Genomic DNA, 13,612 nt, shown 5'->3' with positions numbered 1-13,612 from the left:
ACAACCGAGAGCGGTGACCGCCTTAGTTGAAGGTCACCCGCTCGTTCTCGCCGCCCTGGGGTGACTTGCCCGTCACCGCCGCCTTCACCGTGCCATAGGCATGCAGTAGGGTGGAGGAAGGGGCGTCCCAATACTCCGCGCCGGCCATCTCCACGGCGATCAGCGCAATGCTCGGATCCTCCGGCCCGTCCGGGAACCACGTCTTCATCGTGGTTTGCCAGAGCTCCTTCTGCTTCGCCACGTCCCGGACGACCCGCGCGGAGCCGGTGACAGAGACATAGGTCTGGCTTGACGGCTCGGAGTAGACGAGCAGGACATTGGCGTTCCGCGAGATCTCGTCCGTCTTCTCCGTCGCGTTCTTGGAGAAGAACCACATCGTCTTGCCGTCGGCATCCATCGCGGCGGCCACCATCGGACGCCCGCGCATCTCCGCGCCGTCATGAGTGACCAGAATGGCCGTATTCACATCCTTGATCAGCTCGCGCACCTTCTCGCGCTGCTGGTGCTCGGTCATCGCCTGCGCCATCGGGCACTCCTTCGCTGTGGGGATCAGGCGAAGAAACGGATGCCGCCCGAGTCGGTTGCCCGGCAGGCTTTGCCTCCCCGCCCCGTCCACCGGCGCTCTGGAACCGGCGATCTGCCTTCGGGAAAACAGGCCCTGAGGATCGCCCGGCCTCAGAAACCCGGGCAAAATGCAATCCGAGCGGTGGGAGGACGCCCAATTCTTACTTTGAGATTTGCTGTAACCGCCCCTGAATAGCCCTGCCACGGGCCCGGAGCGATTTGACCCGCGCCTGCATCGTATCCTTCATGCGGCCAAGATATTCCCGGCTGGTCTGCTTTGGCGGTTTGACCGGATGCCACAGGTAATTCCGCCTGTACCCGGCGAGGAACCGCGCCGGTTTGAAGACGAAGCTGCCAGGGGCGAGATTCCAGGTAGGGGAATTGCTGTAGAAGCGGTTCCTGTTCTCCGGCGTGACGAAGGCGCCATTACCACCAATATCCTCGATCATAAGCCCTGCGTGGTTGAGCACCGTCGGCCAAGTGGCTTCCAGATGACCCGACCAACCCGCACGATATGCTTGATCCATAACCTCCACCGCCGCTCGCGAGGCACGGAAGATCGGCATGAAGCAGCGCAGGCGCTCGATGTCACGTAACGGAACCGGCGCACGAAGCGTCGACCAATAGAACCAGTCCGGCTCGTCGGCGGCTGTTCGCACCGTCGTTGCCAGGAACTCCGCCGGGCTATTCCGGAAGGCGTCGAATAGCGTGCGCCACGCCCCGGAGAAGCGGACGTCGTATTCCATTGACCAGAATTGGTCGAACTCGGGGTGCATCTGGGCAAAGCGCAGCAGTAGCAGGTCAGTATGACCGTCGCGCGCGATATGCCAGTTCGCACCATCAAAGGCCTTCGCCCCATAGTCCCGGTTCCTGGCCTCGGCCGTGCTCACATAGGCATAGCGGATACCTTCAAGCAGCGGTCCCACCGCCACAGGGGGCTCGCCATTGATCAGGACAACGGGCTCGAAATCGGGTGGGCATGTATTCACCAAATGGCGAAATGTCCGCAACATTGAACTGTTAAATACATGCGTCATGAACAACACGGCGGTCCGAGTACGTGCCATCGCTTGAACTTCCCCGTCCGATTGCCAGGGGCAGCCGCCGCCAGCAGCAGCGGAGCAGGCCGGATAAGAGCAGGGACCGGCCTGCCATCCAGCCCTTTCTCAAGCGACGCAATTACTTCGCTTCCGGCCAATCAAATATCGATGACAACGATATTATGCGGCATCAATGCGGTTTTTCCGCCTAGGTATCTGAAGCAGCCTGATGCTTTCGGGAAACAAGTCCTGTGTAGATAGCCGTCCACATGCGACTGCCTACACGGTCCCTTCCGCCGGGAACCCAGCCGGCTTCTCGGCGGAAAGGAGTATGGGGCAGGCGGTGCTTTCCCCGCCCCCTCAGTCCAGCACCACTTTCGCGGCCGCGATCCACTCGCGCTGCTGCACGACCTGGCGCTCCAGAAAAGCTCCGAACTCCGCCGGGCTCATCCGCATCGGCTCGGAGCCCTGCCTCTTTTGCATCTCCACGACATCCGGCTGAGCCAGGATCTCGTTCACCGCCGCGTTCAACCTGGCGATCACCGGCCCTGGCGTCCCAGCCGGCGCTGCCAGCCCGTTCCAGAGCGAAGCCTCATAGCCCGGCAGCATCTCCGCCACCGCGGGTACCTCGGGCAGCAGCTCGGACCGGTCCGGCCCCGTTGTCGCCAGCCCCCGCACCTGCCCGTCACCCACCAGCGGCAGCATGGTGAAGATCGCATCCATCATCACATCCACCTGCCCGGCAACAAGGGCCGTCCGCGCCTCGTTGTAGTTGCGGTAGGGAATATGCTCCATCTCGATCCCCGCCCGCGCGCAGAGTGCCGCCGTCGCCACATGCCAAATCGAGCCGGGCCCCGAGGATGCATAATTCAGCTTTCCCGGATGCGCCTTCGCATGGGCGATCAGCCCCGGCAGATCCTTCACCGGCAGCTTCGGATTCACCGCGACGACATGCCGGTACACATTGATCGCCGCCACCGGCGCCAGATCACGCATCAGCTGATAGGGCCGGCGCGGCTGCAGCGTCTCGTTCGCCGCCTGATTGGTCGTGATGACGCCCAGCGTGTAGCCATCCGGCACACTCTTCGCCACGGCATCCGTGCCGATTGTCCCGGTCGCGCCCGGCCGGTTCTCCACCACGAAGCCTTGCCCCAGCGCGGCCCCCAGCCGGTCACACAGGAAGCGCGCCACCGCATCGGTCGAACCCGCTGAGCCATAGGGTACGATCACCCGCACCGGACGCTCCGGCCAGGCGCCACCCTGCGCGAAGCTGCCGCGTGAGGACAGAACGAAGGGCAGGCTGCCGAGACCGGCGAGAAATTGGCGGCGGATCATGACCTGGACTCCACGCAACGACCGCCATCCTAGCGGCCGCCCGGAATTGCCGGGAGAAAAAACCTTCGATATGTAGCAATCGACGTGCCACCCGCACGCACACCGCCGTGACTTGCCGCCGCGCGGGCCAGCGCGGCAGCCTGCGCGGCCCCAGGGATGCCGCCGCCGATGACGCCCACCGACTCCACGCCACTGTCCATCTGGAACTTCCGCCAGCTCTCACATCACGAGCTGGACGGTTTCGGCGGCATGGGAGAAGGCCTGTCCATCCAGATGGCGAAGGATGGCCGCCGTATCCTCTGGTGCGCGCATGAAAGCGCGCCGAAGAACTTCACGGGCATCGACGTTACCGACCCGCGCAACCCGCGCATGGTCGTGCAGACCACCCTGCCCCAGCCGCATATGCGCTCCAACTCGCTGGAGGTGGTGGGCGACATGATGACGGTCGCCTACCAGGTCTCAAAGCCCGGCCTGCAGCCCGCAGGCTTCGAAATCTTTGACATCTCCAAGCCTGAGGAACCGCGCTCCGTCGCCTTCTTCGACTGCTCCGGCCCGTATTCCCGCGGCGTGCATCAGCTCTGGTTCGTGGATGGCGAAACGGTGCATCTCAGCGCCGGCGCGCCCGACTTCCAGCCGCGCAATCAGAATGACGACCAGTTCTACCGCATCATCGACATCAAGAACCCGACCAAGCCGGAGGAGGTCGGCCGCTGGTGGCTTCCCGGCACGCGGGAAGGCGATGCGGAACCACCGGTGAAGCGCCATGAGGGCCTCGCGGATACCGGCTTCCGCGTGCACAATACGAATGTCTATCCGCAGCGTCCGGACCGCGCCTATCTCGGCTACCTGGACGCCGGCATGTTCATCCTCGACATTGCCGACAAGTCACGCCCCAAGGTCGTCGCCGCCTGGGACAACTCACCGCCCTATTTCGGCTTCACGCACACCGTCCTGCCGCTCTTCAACCGCGACCTGCTGGTCGTCACCGACGAATCCGTTCTCGACGATGCGGCGGATTGGCCCAAGCTCGTCTGGATCATGGATGCGCGGGACGAGACGAAGCCCATCCCCATCTCCACCTGCCCCATGCCGCCCGTGGATTCCTTCCGCCACCGGGGCGGCCGCTTCGGCGCGCACAACCTGCACGAAAACGTGCCGCTTCCGACCTCCTGGCACTCCGAGCAGGTGATCATCGGCACCTTCTTCAATGGCGGACTGCGCGCCTTCGATATCGCCGATCCGTACCAGCCCAAGGAAATCGCGCATTTCGTCCCGGCGGCCCCGCGCGGCTCGCCCACCAAATCCATCCAGATCAATGACGTCTTCGTGGACGAGCGTGGGATCGTCTACACCGTCGACCGCCATGTCGGCGGCCTCTACATCCTGGAGATGGATTTCTGAACACGGTCCTCTCCGCCTTTGGCGCGGCGCCCGGCCTTTTCGGCCGGCGCCAGCGCCGGGCACGCGGCTCGCGCATTCCCGTCATCCTCGTCACCGGCTTCCTCGGCGCCGGCAAGACCACGCTCATCCGCGCTCTGCTGACGACCGAGGCGGGCCGCGATTCCGTTGTGGTAGTTAATGAATTCGGCGAGGTCGGCATCGACGACGCGCTGATCGTCGGCACCGGCAACGACACCGTCCTGCTCGGCAATGGATGCCTCTGCTGCCGCATCCGCAGCGATCTGGAAACGACGCTTCGAACTCTCTTCACGGATCGCATGCGCGGCGCGATCCCCGGCTTCGCGCGCGTCATCCTGGAAACCAGCGGCCTCGACGATCCCGCGCCCTTCCTGCAGACCCTGCTGAGCGACCGCGCCCTCGGCCGCGAATACCACCTGCAGTCCATCCTTACCTTGCTCGACCTCGCCACCGGCGAGGCAGCCCTGGCCGAATCCCCCGAGGCCCGTCGGCAGGTCGCGATCGCCGACCGCATCCTGCTCACCAAAGCCGATCTCGCCCCGGCTGGCGCCGCGGAACGCCTCGCCCCCGCCCTGCGCGCCCTGAACCCCCACGCACCCATCGAAGCCACGGCACCGGGCGCTATCCCACGGCCGGAGTGGCTGGAGGAATCCGACCTTCCCCTTCCCAGCCTTCTGACCGCTGATGCACCCCCTCGTCACACGGCCGGTCTCGCCACCTTCACCATCACCTTCGGTCAGCCCTGGTCCTGGCCCGCCCTGGAAGCCACGCTCGACCTGCTGCTGCGCCTGTGCGGCGAATCCATCCTGCGCGCCAAGGGCCTCGTCGCGCTGGAAGGCTGCACCGGCCCCGTCGCCATCCACGCCGTCCGCCACATCCTCCATCGCCCCGTGGAGCTCGAAGCCTGGCCCAAGGGCGACAGCACCTCGCGCCTCGTTTTCATCACACGCAACCTGCCCCGCGAAGCCGTGGAGGCACTCCTGCGCGCCGCCCACCACCTGGCTCCCCCTCCGGAGAATACGCCATGACGCAGCCGCCCACCCAGCCCCGAGACCGCGCCCCTTACTCCGCCATCGTCGACCGCCCACCGCTCAAGCTGCCGAACAACGCGCGGGTCGTGGTCTGGACCATCGTGAATCTCGAGGTCTGGGACATTGCCAGCCCCATGGCCCGCCAGGTTCTTCCCGCCCCCACCGGCCAGGTCCTGCTGCCCGACGTACCCAACTGGTCCTGGCACGAATACGGGATGCGCGTCGGCTTCTGGCGCTTCCACAAGCTTTATGAGCGCCTGGGCATCCGCCCCACCCTCTCCATCAACGCCCGCGTCTGCGACGACTATGAACGCGTCGCCGCCGCCTGCCGCGATTCCGGCTGGGAGTTCATGGGCCATTCCTGGCAGCAGGGCCCGATCCACAAGGAGACGGATCAGCGCGGCATGATCCACCGCTCCATGGACCGGCTGGAAGCCTTCACGGGCAAGCGCCCCGTCGGCTGGCTTGGCCCGGGCCTCACTGAAACCTATGAAACCCCCGAGCTGCTCGCCGAGGCCGGCGTCCAGTACATCGGCGACTTCGTGTGGGACGATGAGCCTTGCGAGATCAGCACCGCCAACGGTCCCCTCGTAACCTTGCCCTACACGGTGGAGCTGAACGACATCCCCACCATGATCGTGCAGCACCACGAGAGTCCTTACTGGGCCACGCGCTGCAAGGACAGCCTGGACCGCCTGCATATGGAGGGCGAGGAGCGGGCCAAGATCATGGCCATTGCCATCCACCCCTACATTTCCGGCCAGCCCCACCGCATCCGGTACCTGGAGGAGGTCTATGACTATGCCGGCGGGAAGGAAGGCGTGGTGTTCATGAACGGGGAAGAGATCCTGAACTGGTATCGGTCGGCGAAGGCCGCCTAGACCGGCCCAGGAGGCTCTGCCTCCTGGATCTCCGCCGGGGCCCCGCCAGGGGTCCCGGACCCCGCGTCAGGTCAGGGGCGGGATGACCTTCTCGCGGCGCAGCTGATCGAAGAACTGGGTGAACATGTCCTCCGTGTCGATGCAGGCATGGAAGCCCGCACGGCGAGCCTTGATCGTGCTGCTGATGTTGTCGAAACCGCTGTTGAGGATGAAGTCACCGAAGCCCCACGAGACGAGCTTGTCATACGGAATCGGCTGAAGCCCGTACTTCTCCGTCATCTTCGCCCAGAGCGGGCCCTTATCCGCCATATAGGTCACCAGCGGCGTCGGTACCGGATCGGCCACCTCCATGCGGAAGGCGCGTGCGATCCGTGGCCACATATGCTGCCAACGGAAATAGTCGCCATTGGTGATGTTGTAGATCTCGCCGCGCGCCGCCTCCGTCCGCCCGGCCCAATCCGCCGCCTCGGCCAGGATATCGGCCGAGGTCACTTGGTACAGCGCCCGATAGGCGGCCTCGGTCCCCGGAAAGCGCAGTGGCAGCCCCAGCTGCTTCGAGATCGCAGCATAGACGGCGATCACCATCGTCAGGTTCATCGGGTTGCCCACGGCGAAGCCGCAGACCGCCTCCGGCCGCAGCGCCGTGAAGCTCCAGGCCTTGCCCGCGCTGCGCTCCCGCAGAAAGTCCTCCTGGTCGTAGTAGAAATTCGGCGGCATCAGCCGCGGGTCATCCTCGCGCGCCGGCGTCTTGAAAGGCCCGAGATCCGCGCCATAGGCCTTGCCGCCCTGATACAGCGTGACATGCCGCAGCCCCGGCGAGGCTTCCTCCACCACATCCAGCAGGTTGCGCAGCAGCGCCAGGTTGACCTCGCTCTTCTCCGCCGCCGTTGGCTTCTCGATATAGGCGCCGAACACGACATGCGTGACGTCACGGATCCGGCCGAGCTTGGCGCCCACATCCTCCGGCCGCAGCAGATCGACGGAAACCTCCTCCACTCCCGGCAGCCCGAGGCCGGTGCGGCGCGAAAGGCCATAGACCCTGGTATCCGCCTGGGCCGCCAGATGCCTGGCCGCAGCGCGCCCGATGACGCCCTGAGCACCCGCAACCAGCACAGTGCGCTGTGATGCCATCATCTTTCTCCTGAATCCTGGGGAGCAGGCGCGGCCGATACGCGATCGCGCCCCGCCCTACGCTGACCTATGAGCAAAGGCCGGAGGAACGCGTCAGCCGCTCACCCGCACGATAATCTTGCCGCGCACATGCCCGGACATGCTGAGCCGCAGCGCCTCAGCGGCCCGCTCCAATGGAAACACCTGCGCGACGGGAACGGTCAGCTTTCCCGCATCCGCGAAATCCGCGAGCACCTGCAGGTCCTCCCCATTCGGCCGCACCCAGGCATAGAGCCCGCCATGCTCCGCCACCGAGGAGTCCACGATCGAGCCATGGCGCCCGGAGGGCGCCAGCACCGCGAGCGTGACGTCGCGCACCCCGCCCACGAAATCCGCCGCGACATCGATGCCATTCGGCACAAGCTGGCGCACGCGCTCTACCAGCCCCTCCCCATAGGCCACCGGCTCGATGCCGAAGCCCCGGAGGAAGTCGTGGTTCTTCTCCGAGGCCGTGCCGATCACCCGTGCTCCCATCGCCTTCGCGATCTGCGCGCCCAGGATCCCCACCCCGCCCGCTGCGGCATGGATCAGCACCACTTCCCCCGCCTTCAGGCCAAGGCGCTTCAGCAGCTGATAGGCCGTCAGCCCCGCAAGCGGCAGCCCCGCCGATTGGTCCCAGTCCAGGCTCGCCGCCTTGCGTGCCGTCGCCTGGGTTGAGACGGAGATGAACTCCGCGAAGGTTCCGTCGTGGACGACGCTCTTGCGGGCATAGGCCATCACCTCCTCGCCCGGCCGGAATTCGGGTGCGTCGAAACCCACCGCCTCAACCACCCCGGCCACGTCCCAGCCCGGTGTGACCGGGAAGAAGGTCTGCATGATCCCGTCCAGCCCGCCGGCCATGATCTTCCAGTCCACGGGATTCACCGCCGCGCTGCGAACCCGGATCAGGATCTCGCCTGGCCCGACCTTCGGCATCGGCAACTCGGCCTGCTGAAGGATCTCGGGCTCGCCATAGCGGTCGAAGGTCATGGCCTTCATGGAAAGCTCCTTACGCAAGGAAAAGGTCCGATGCCCGCGCCGTGAAACGGCGCGGGCAAGCCCTGGTTGAGGGGGCGATGCAGCCCCGGTCAATCCGCCTGGCGCGCTACCCTGCCGCTGGCACAGCGACGGGAAAGCAGACCTGGGCGAACTCGGCGCTGGCCAGGTTCTTCTCCTTGGCCTCCACCTCGATATCCGCCCAGGCCAGGTGCCGTGCCGCCCATGCCGCATGGGGCCGGTTCCACAGCCGCGCCGAATGCGCCCGCAGGTCCCGCGCCGAAATCCCCGCCGCGATCAGCGCCGCCCGGTCCGGCAGCACATCCGGGTCCTGCCCCGCCACCAGGTCCGGCTTCGGCGCGCTGATATGGATCACGGGCCGCACCCCGCGCCAGGAGGCCTTGATCCGCTCGATCCGTGGGTCGTCCGGCTCCAGATACTCCCCCGTCACCACCCAGTGGTGATGCAGGTCCAGAACGATGGCCAGGTCATCCGCCAGGGGCAGGAGGTCATCCAGCCCATAGGCCGTCTCCTCGTTCTCCACCGTCAGCAGCCCGCGCGCATCATCCGACAGCAGCCGCAGCCCTGCCCGGAAGGCCTCGATCCCTGCGGCGCGTCCGCCCGCATGCACATTGATATGGGCGCCATGCGGGTGCCACCCGCCGGCATGGCCCAGGAAGCGCATGACATCCGTGTGGTACTCAATATCCCCCACCGCGGCCGCTTGCGTGCTGTCCCGCTCCGTCGCCAGCACCGTGTACTGCCCGGGATGCATGGAAAGCCGAACCCCGCCCTGCTTCGCGACCTCGCCTACCGGCTTCAGGCTGGTCTCCACCACCCGCCGCAGCACCGGGTCGTCATAGAGCGGCCGGATCGCCGGATGGCTGTAGGAAGGCAGCACGCTGCTTGCCATCCGCATGGCGCGCTGCCCCTGCGGCAGCCGTGCCGTCCGGGCCACCTGCCCGAGCAGCGTTTCACCATTGGTGCGCACCAGCCCGATCAGCTTCTCGACCGCCGCCTTGCGCTCCATCCTCTGCAGCGCCGTGACCGTGGTGTCGCGCAAGTTCAGCGCGCTCTGCTCCTTCGCAGAGAGTGACGGGTCCAGCCATTGGCAGACCCAGGCGATGCGCGGCGTATCCATTCCCTCGCAAACGAAAAAACCGGAAGGACGTATCCTCCCGGCTCTCCTCAAATTGCCAAAAAGCGGAGAGCAGCCCTCCCCGGTCTTTTAGCTTCCCTCCGCCGGCACCGGCCGCGGCCGTCCCTTCTCGTCCAGCGCCACGAAGGTGAAGGCCGCTTCCGTCACCCGCTCCCGCAGGTCCGAATGCCGCTCCCGCCTCCAGGCCTCTACCTGGATGCGCAGCGAGGTCCGCCCCACCGCCAGGATGCGGGCGTAGAGGCTAACCTCATCCCCCACATGGACTGGCCGGTGGAAGGTCATCGCCTCCACCGCCACCGTCGCGCAGCGCCCACGAGCCCGACGCGCCGCCGCATTCCCCGCTGCCAGATCCATCTGGCCCATCAGCCAGCCACCGAAGATGTCCCCAGCCGGGTTGGTATCGGCCGGCATGGCAATCGTGCGGATCACCGGTGCCATCTCAGGCGGCAAAAGCTGTTCAGTCACGTCCGGTCGCCGTCCTGCTCTTGATCCTCGTCCCGCTCCTCACGGGGCCCCAGATCCCGCGCCACCTCCGGCCGGCGCATCAGCGCGTCGATATGCATGGCATGATCGAGCGCCGTGTCCGCCTGGAAATGCAGTTCCGGGGCGAACTTCAGACGCACGGCCCGTGCCACTTCCCGCCGCAGCTCCGGCTGGTTCCGCCGCAGCAGGTCCAGCAGCGCCTTGTCCGCCGTCTTCCCCAGGCGGGAGACGAAAACCGTCATATGCTTGAGATCCGGGGAAGCCCGCACCTCCGTCACCGTCACCCGCGCATCCGCCAGCTCCGGATCATGCACGTCCCCGCGCGTGAGGACGGCGGAAAGCGCGTGCCGCACCTCCTCCGCCACGCGGAGCATGCGCTGGGACGGGGCGCCCGTCGGCGTCTTCTCCCTGTGGGCCTGCTTGGCCATGTGGTCACCTCCAAAAGCATCCGCCGCGCCCGGCTCTCACCGGGCGCGGCGGGATCGTATTCCCGAAGAAGAGGGGTGGCGGATCAGTCCGCCGCCACCGTCTCCGTCTCGTAGCACTCGATCTGATCGCCGACGCGGATGTCGTTGTAGTTATGGAAGGACATGCCGCACTCGTAGCCGTTCGCCACTTCCTTCACGTCATCCTTGAAGCGACGCAGCGTGGACAGCGTGCCCTGGTGGATCACGACACCATCGCGCAGCAGGCGGACACCCGCACCGCGCTTCACGACGCCCTCGGTCACGCGGCAGCCGGCAATGTTGCCGAGGCGCTTGACCTCGAAGACCTGCAGGATCTGCGCGTAGCCCAGGAACTTCTCGCGCTGGATCGGGGCGAGCTTGCCCTTGACCAGCTTCTCGATGTCGTCGGCCACCTCGTAGATGATCGAGTAGTAGCGGATCTCGACCCCGTCCCGGTTCGCCATCTCCCGCGCCTGGGTGGTGGCCCGGACGTTGAAGGCGATGACCACGGCGTTGGAAGCCTTGGCAAGCTGGATGTCGCTCTCGGTGATCTGGCCGACCGCCGAGTGCAGCACGCGCACCCTGACCTCTTCGCGCGAGAGCTTGCCGAGGGTGACGCCGAGCGCCTCCGCCGAGCCCTGCACGTCCGCCTTGACGACGACGGCCACCTCCTTCTGCTCACCCGCCTGGATGCGGGCCAGCATGTCGTTCAGCGTACCGCGCGCCGCACCCGCCGCAGCGGCCTGCTTCTCGCGCAGCTTGCGCTGACGGAACTCGGTGATCTCGCGCGCCCGGGTCTCGTCCTCGACCGCGACGAAGGTCTCGCCCGCGGAGGGAACGCCCGAGAGACCGAGGATCTCGACCGGCTCGGACGGCTCGGCACCCGTGAGCGGGATGCCCATGTCGTCGATGATCGCGCGCACCCGGCCCCATTCGGCGCCGGCCACCACGATATCGCCCTGGTTGAGCGTGCCCTTCTGGACGAGGACGGTCGCAACCGGCCCGCGGCCCTTGTCGAGCTTGCTCTCGATCACCGTACCCTCGGCCGCCCGGTTCGGGTTGGCCTTCAGGTCCAGCACCTCGGACTGGAGGATGATGGCCTCCAGCAGCTTGTCGAGGCCGGTGCCCTTGAGCGCGGAGACCTGGATTTCCTGCGTGTCGCCACCCAGGCTTTCCACCACGACCTCGTGCTGCAGCAGTTCCTGCCGCACGCGGTCAGGGTTCACACCGGGCTTATCGATCTTGTTGATCGCGACGATCATCGGAACGTTAGCCGCCTGGGCGTGCTTAATCGCCTCGACCGTCTGCGGCATCACACCGTCATCCGCCGCCACGACCAGCACCACCATGTCCGTCACCGAGGCACCGCGGGCACGCATGGCCGTGAAGGCCTCATGGCCCGGGGTGTCGATGAAGGTCACGCGGTCGCCGCTCGGGATCTGGATCATGTAGGCGCCGATATGCTGGGTGATGCCACCCGCCTCGCGCGCCGCCACATCCGTCTTGCGAAGGGCGTCCAGAAGGCTCGTCTTACCGTGGTCGACATGGCCCATGATGGTGACGACCGGCGGGCGCGGCTCCAGCGCCTCCTCGGTGTCAGCCTCACCCTCCAGGCCCTGCTCCACATCGGCTTCCGAAACGCGGCGCACGCGGTGACCGAACTCGGTCGCCACCAGCTCCGCCGTATCGGCGTCGATCGACTGCGTGATGGTCGCCATCACGCCCATGCGGAACAGCGCCTTCACCACCTCGCCAGCCCGGGCCGCCATACGGTTGGCCAGCTCCTGCACGGTGATGACGTCGGGGATGATAACGTCGCGAACCACGCGCTCCTGGCCGGAGCGCAGGCGAGCGAGCTCGGCCTGGCGCCGCTCACGCTCACGCGCACGCCGCACCGAGGCCAGCGAACGCCCGCGATCGTCGTCACCCTCGATGGCCGCCTGCACGTCGATGCGGCCTTCGCGCTTCCGGTCGGCCGGGTTCATGCCCTTCTTGGCAGGAGCCGGAACGGTCTTGCGGGCCGCGGGCGATGGGGCGCTGCCCAGGCGACGCGGCGGGGCGCGGCGCCCCTCCTCCTCCATCCCCGGCACCGGCGCGTCGCCGGGCGCACGGGGGCGCAGGGAGAGCTTGCCGGCACCACCGGCCGGCAGGCTGCTCGGCACGGGGCCGGGCCGGCGCGCCGCCAGCGGGCCACCGCCGGCGCCGCCACCATAACCGCCGCCGCCGCCGCCGGGGCCACCGGCGCGCGCACCATAGCCGCCGGGTCCACCAGCCGGGCGCGCCGTATAGCCACGGTCGCCACCAGGTCCACCGGCCGGGCGCGGCGCATAGCCGCCGCGGTCGCCACCGGGGCCCCCGCTGCGCGGCGCATAGCCGCCACGGTCACCACCCGGGCCAGCCGGACGCTGGGCGTAGCCGCGATCGCCACCCGGAGTGCCCGTGCGCATCACATAGCCACGCTCACCGCCAGCGCCGGGTCCACCGGCCGGACGCGGCGCATAGCCGCTCCGGTCACCACCCGGGCCGCCGGAACGCTGGCCATAGCCACCCCGGTCACCGCCATCACGCGGCGCATGGCTGCGGTCGTCGCGGCCGGAATAGCCGCCACGATCGCCACCGCGGTCCTGACCAGCACGATCCTGATAGGGCGCGCGGGCGGCCGGCGCAGGGCGCGGGCCGTCCTCACCCGCCGGCTGGGCCGGCGATGCATTGCGGCTTCCGATCGGCCCCGGCCGCGGTGCGGCCAGGGGCGGCGTCGGCGGGCTCGGTGGCACAGGGGCCGCCTCGCGGGCCGCAGGAGTTGGGGCCGGGGCGGGCTGCTCGCGCGGCGCGGAGGCGGCAGCCTCGGCGGCACGGCGCTCCTCCTCCGCCCGGCGGGCGGCGTCGGCCTCCTCGCGGCGGCGCGCCTCGGCGGTGCGCTCAGCGGCCTCCTCGGCGGCACGGCGCTCCTCTTCCGCCCGGCGCGCAGCCTCTTCGGCGGCGGAACGCACCATCAGCGCCTGTTGCTCACGCTCCTGGCGCTGACGCTCCGCCTCCTGACGACGCATCTCCTCCAGCACGCGCAGGCGGTTGGCCTGCTCGCCCTGGGTCAGCGGGCGGCCAGGGGCCG

Annotated in this window: 13 protein-coding genes and 1 pseudogene; 4 read left to right on the top strand and 10 right to left on the bottom strand. The window is 67.5% G+C overall.

The genetic code is table 11. The features are described 5' to 3' along the window. Positions 1 to 22: 22 nt before the first annotated feature. The 3 genes from ACO1BU_RS16365 to ACO1BU_RS16355 all read right to left on the bottom strand — a co-directional run bounded on the left by ACO1BU_RS16365 (position 23) and on the right by ACO1BU_RS16355 (position 2,939). The gene (locus ACO1BU_RS16365) at positions 23 to 526 is read right to left on the bottom strand and encodes a pyridoxamine 5'-phosphate oxidase family protein (protein WP_424137035.1); all 504 of its coding nucleotides are present in this window, start codon (positions 524 to 526) and stop codon (positions 23 to 25) included. Positions 527 to 725: 199 nt separating this feature from the next. Continuing rightward, positions 726 to 1,601, bottom strand: a complete 876-nt coding sequence (locus tag ACO1BU_RS16360; RefSeq protein WP_424137034.1) for a DUF3405 domain-containing protein — start codon at positions 1,599 to 1,601, stop codon at positions 726 to 728. Positions 1,602 to 1,964: 363 nt separating this feature from the next. After that, positions 1,965 to 2,939: a Bug family tripartite tricarboxylate transporter substrate binding protein gene (locus ACO1BU_RS16355; RefSeq protein ID WP_424137033.1), complete on the bottom strand. Its 975-nt coding sequence runs from the start codon at positions 2,937 to 2,939 to the stop codon at positions 1,965 to 1,967. Positions 2,940 to 3,107: 168 nt separating this feature from the next. On the opposite strand from ACO1BU_RS16355, the gene ACO1BU_RS16350 reads away from it, so the two are divergent. The 3 genes from ACO1BU_RS16350 to ACO1BU_RS16340 are packed head-to-tail and all read left to right on the top strand — an operon-like array spanning position 3,108 to position 6,270. Continuing rightward, a complete protein-coding gene (locus ACO1BU_RS16350) occupies positions 3,108 to 4,340 on the top strand; it encodes an LVIVD repeat-containing protein (RefSeq protein WP_424137032.1) in 1,233 nt (410 codons plus the stop codon). Continuing rightward, a complete protein-coding gene (locus ACO1BU_RS16345) occupies positions 4,337 to 5,386 on the top strand; it encodes a CobW family GTP-binding protein (protein WP_424137135.1) in 1,050 nt (349 codons plus the stop codon). The genes ACO1BU_RS16350 and ACO1BU_RS16345 overlap by 4 nt, the downstream gene beginning before the upstream one ends. After that, positions 5,383 to 6,270 carry a polysaccharide deacetylase family protein gene (locus tag ACO1BU_RS16340; protein ID WP_424137031.1) on the top strand — a complete coding sequence of 296 codons (888 nt, stop codon included), beginning with the start codon at positions 5,383 to 5,385 and terminating at the stop codon, positions 6,268 to 6,270. The genes ACO1BU_RS16345 and ACO1BU_RS16340 overlap by 4 nt, the downstream gene beginning before the upstream one ends. Positions 6,271 to 6,336: 66 nt before the next feature. On the opposite strand, the gene ACO1BU_RS16335 is transcribed toward ACO1BU_RS16340, so the two are convergent. The 7 genes and pseudogenes from ACO1BU_RS16335 to ACO1BU_RS16305 form a co-directional block, all read right to left on the bottom strand. Continuing rightward, positions 6,337 to 7,401, bottom strand: a complete 1,065-nt coding sequence (locus tag ACO1BU_RS16335) for an SDR family oxidoreductase (protein WP_424137030.1) — start codon at positions 7,399 to 7,401, stop codon at positions 6,337 to 6,339. A 93-nt stretch (positions 7,402 to 7,494) separates the two neighbouring features. Continuing rightward, positions 7,495 to 8,418, bottom strand: coding sequence for an NADP-dependent oxidoreductase (locus ACO1BU_RS16330; protein ID WP_424137029.1), 924 nt, complete (start codon positions 8,416 to 8,418; stop codon positions 7,495 to 7,497). Positions 8,419 to 8,524: 106 nt separating this feature from the next. Continuing rightward, positions 8,525 to 9,556 (bottom strand): apurinic/apyrimidinic endonuclease family protein, encoded by a 1,032-nt coding sequence (locus ACO1BU_RS16325; RefSeq protein WP_424137028.1) that lies wholly within the window; start codon positions 9,554 to 9,556, stop codon positions 8,525 to 8,527. Between the two features lie 87 nt (positions 9,557 to 9,643). Next, positions 9,644 to 10,012 (bottom strand): acyl-CoA thioesterase, encoded by a 369-nt coding sequence (locus tag ACO1BU_RS16320; protein ID WP_424137134.1) that lies wholly within the window; start codon positions 10,010 to 10,012, stop codon positions 9,644 to 9,646. Between the two features lie 23 nt (positions 10,013 to 10,035). Next, positions 10,036 to 10,485, bottom strand: a complete 450-nt coding sequence (gene rbfA / locus ACO1BU_RS16315; protein ID WP_424137027.1) for a 30S ribosome-binding factor RbfA — start codon at positions 10,483 to 10,485, stop codon at positions 10,036 to 10,038. A gap of 83 nt (positions 10,486 to 10,568) precedes the next feature. After that, positions 10,569 to 12,832, bottom strand: a pseudogene (infB, locus tag ACO1BU_RS16310) (translation initiation factor IF-2). Positions 12,833 to 12,949: 117 nt separating this feature from the next. Then, complete coding sequence (locus tag ACO1BU_RS16305) at positions 12,950 to 13,078, bottom strand: hypothetical protein (RefSeq protein ID WP_424137026.1); 129 nt, start codon at positions 13,076 to 13,078, stop codon at positions 12,950 to 12,952. Between ACO1BU_RS16305 and ACO1BU_RS16300 the strand changes: the two genes are divergently transcribed. Beyond that, on the top strand, positions 13,077 to 13,612 hold a 536-nt coding region (locus ACO1BU_RS16300; RefSeq protein ID WP_424137025.1), incomplete at its 3' end, for a hypothetical protein. The two genes, ACO1BU_RS16305 and ACO1BU_RS16300, sit on opposite strands and share 2 nt — an antisense overlap.

Source organism: Roseomonas chloroacetimidivorans, from assembly GCF_049629625.1.
Classification (GTDB): domain Bacteria; phylum Pseudomonadota; class Alphaproteobacteria; order Acetobacterales; family Acetobacteraceae; genus Roseomonas; species Roseomonas chloroacetimidivorans.
Note: the sequence above shows the minus strand (reverse complement) of the source record. Positions and strands in the feature narration are given on the sequence as shown.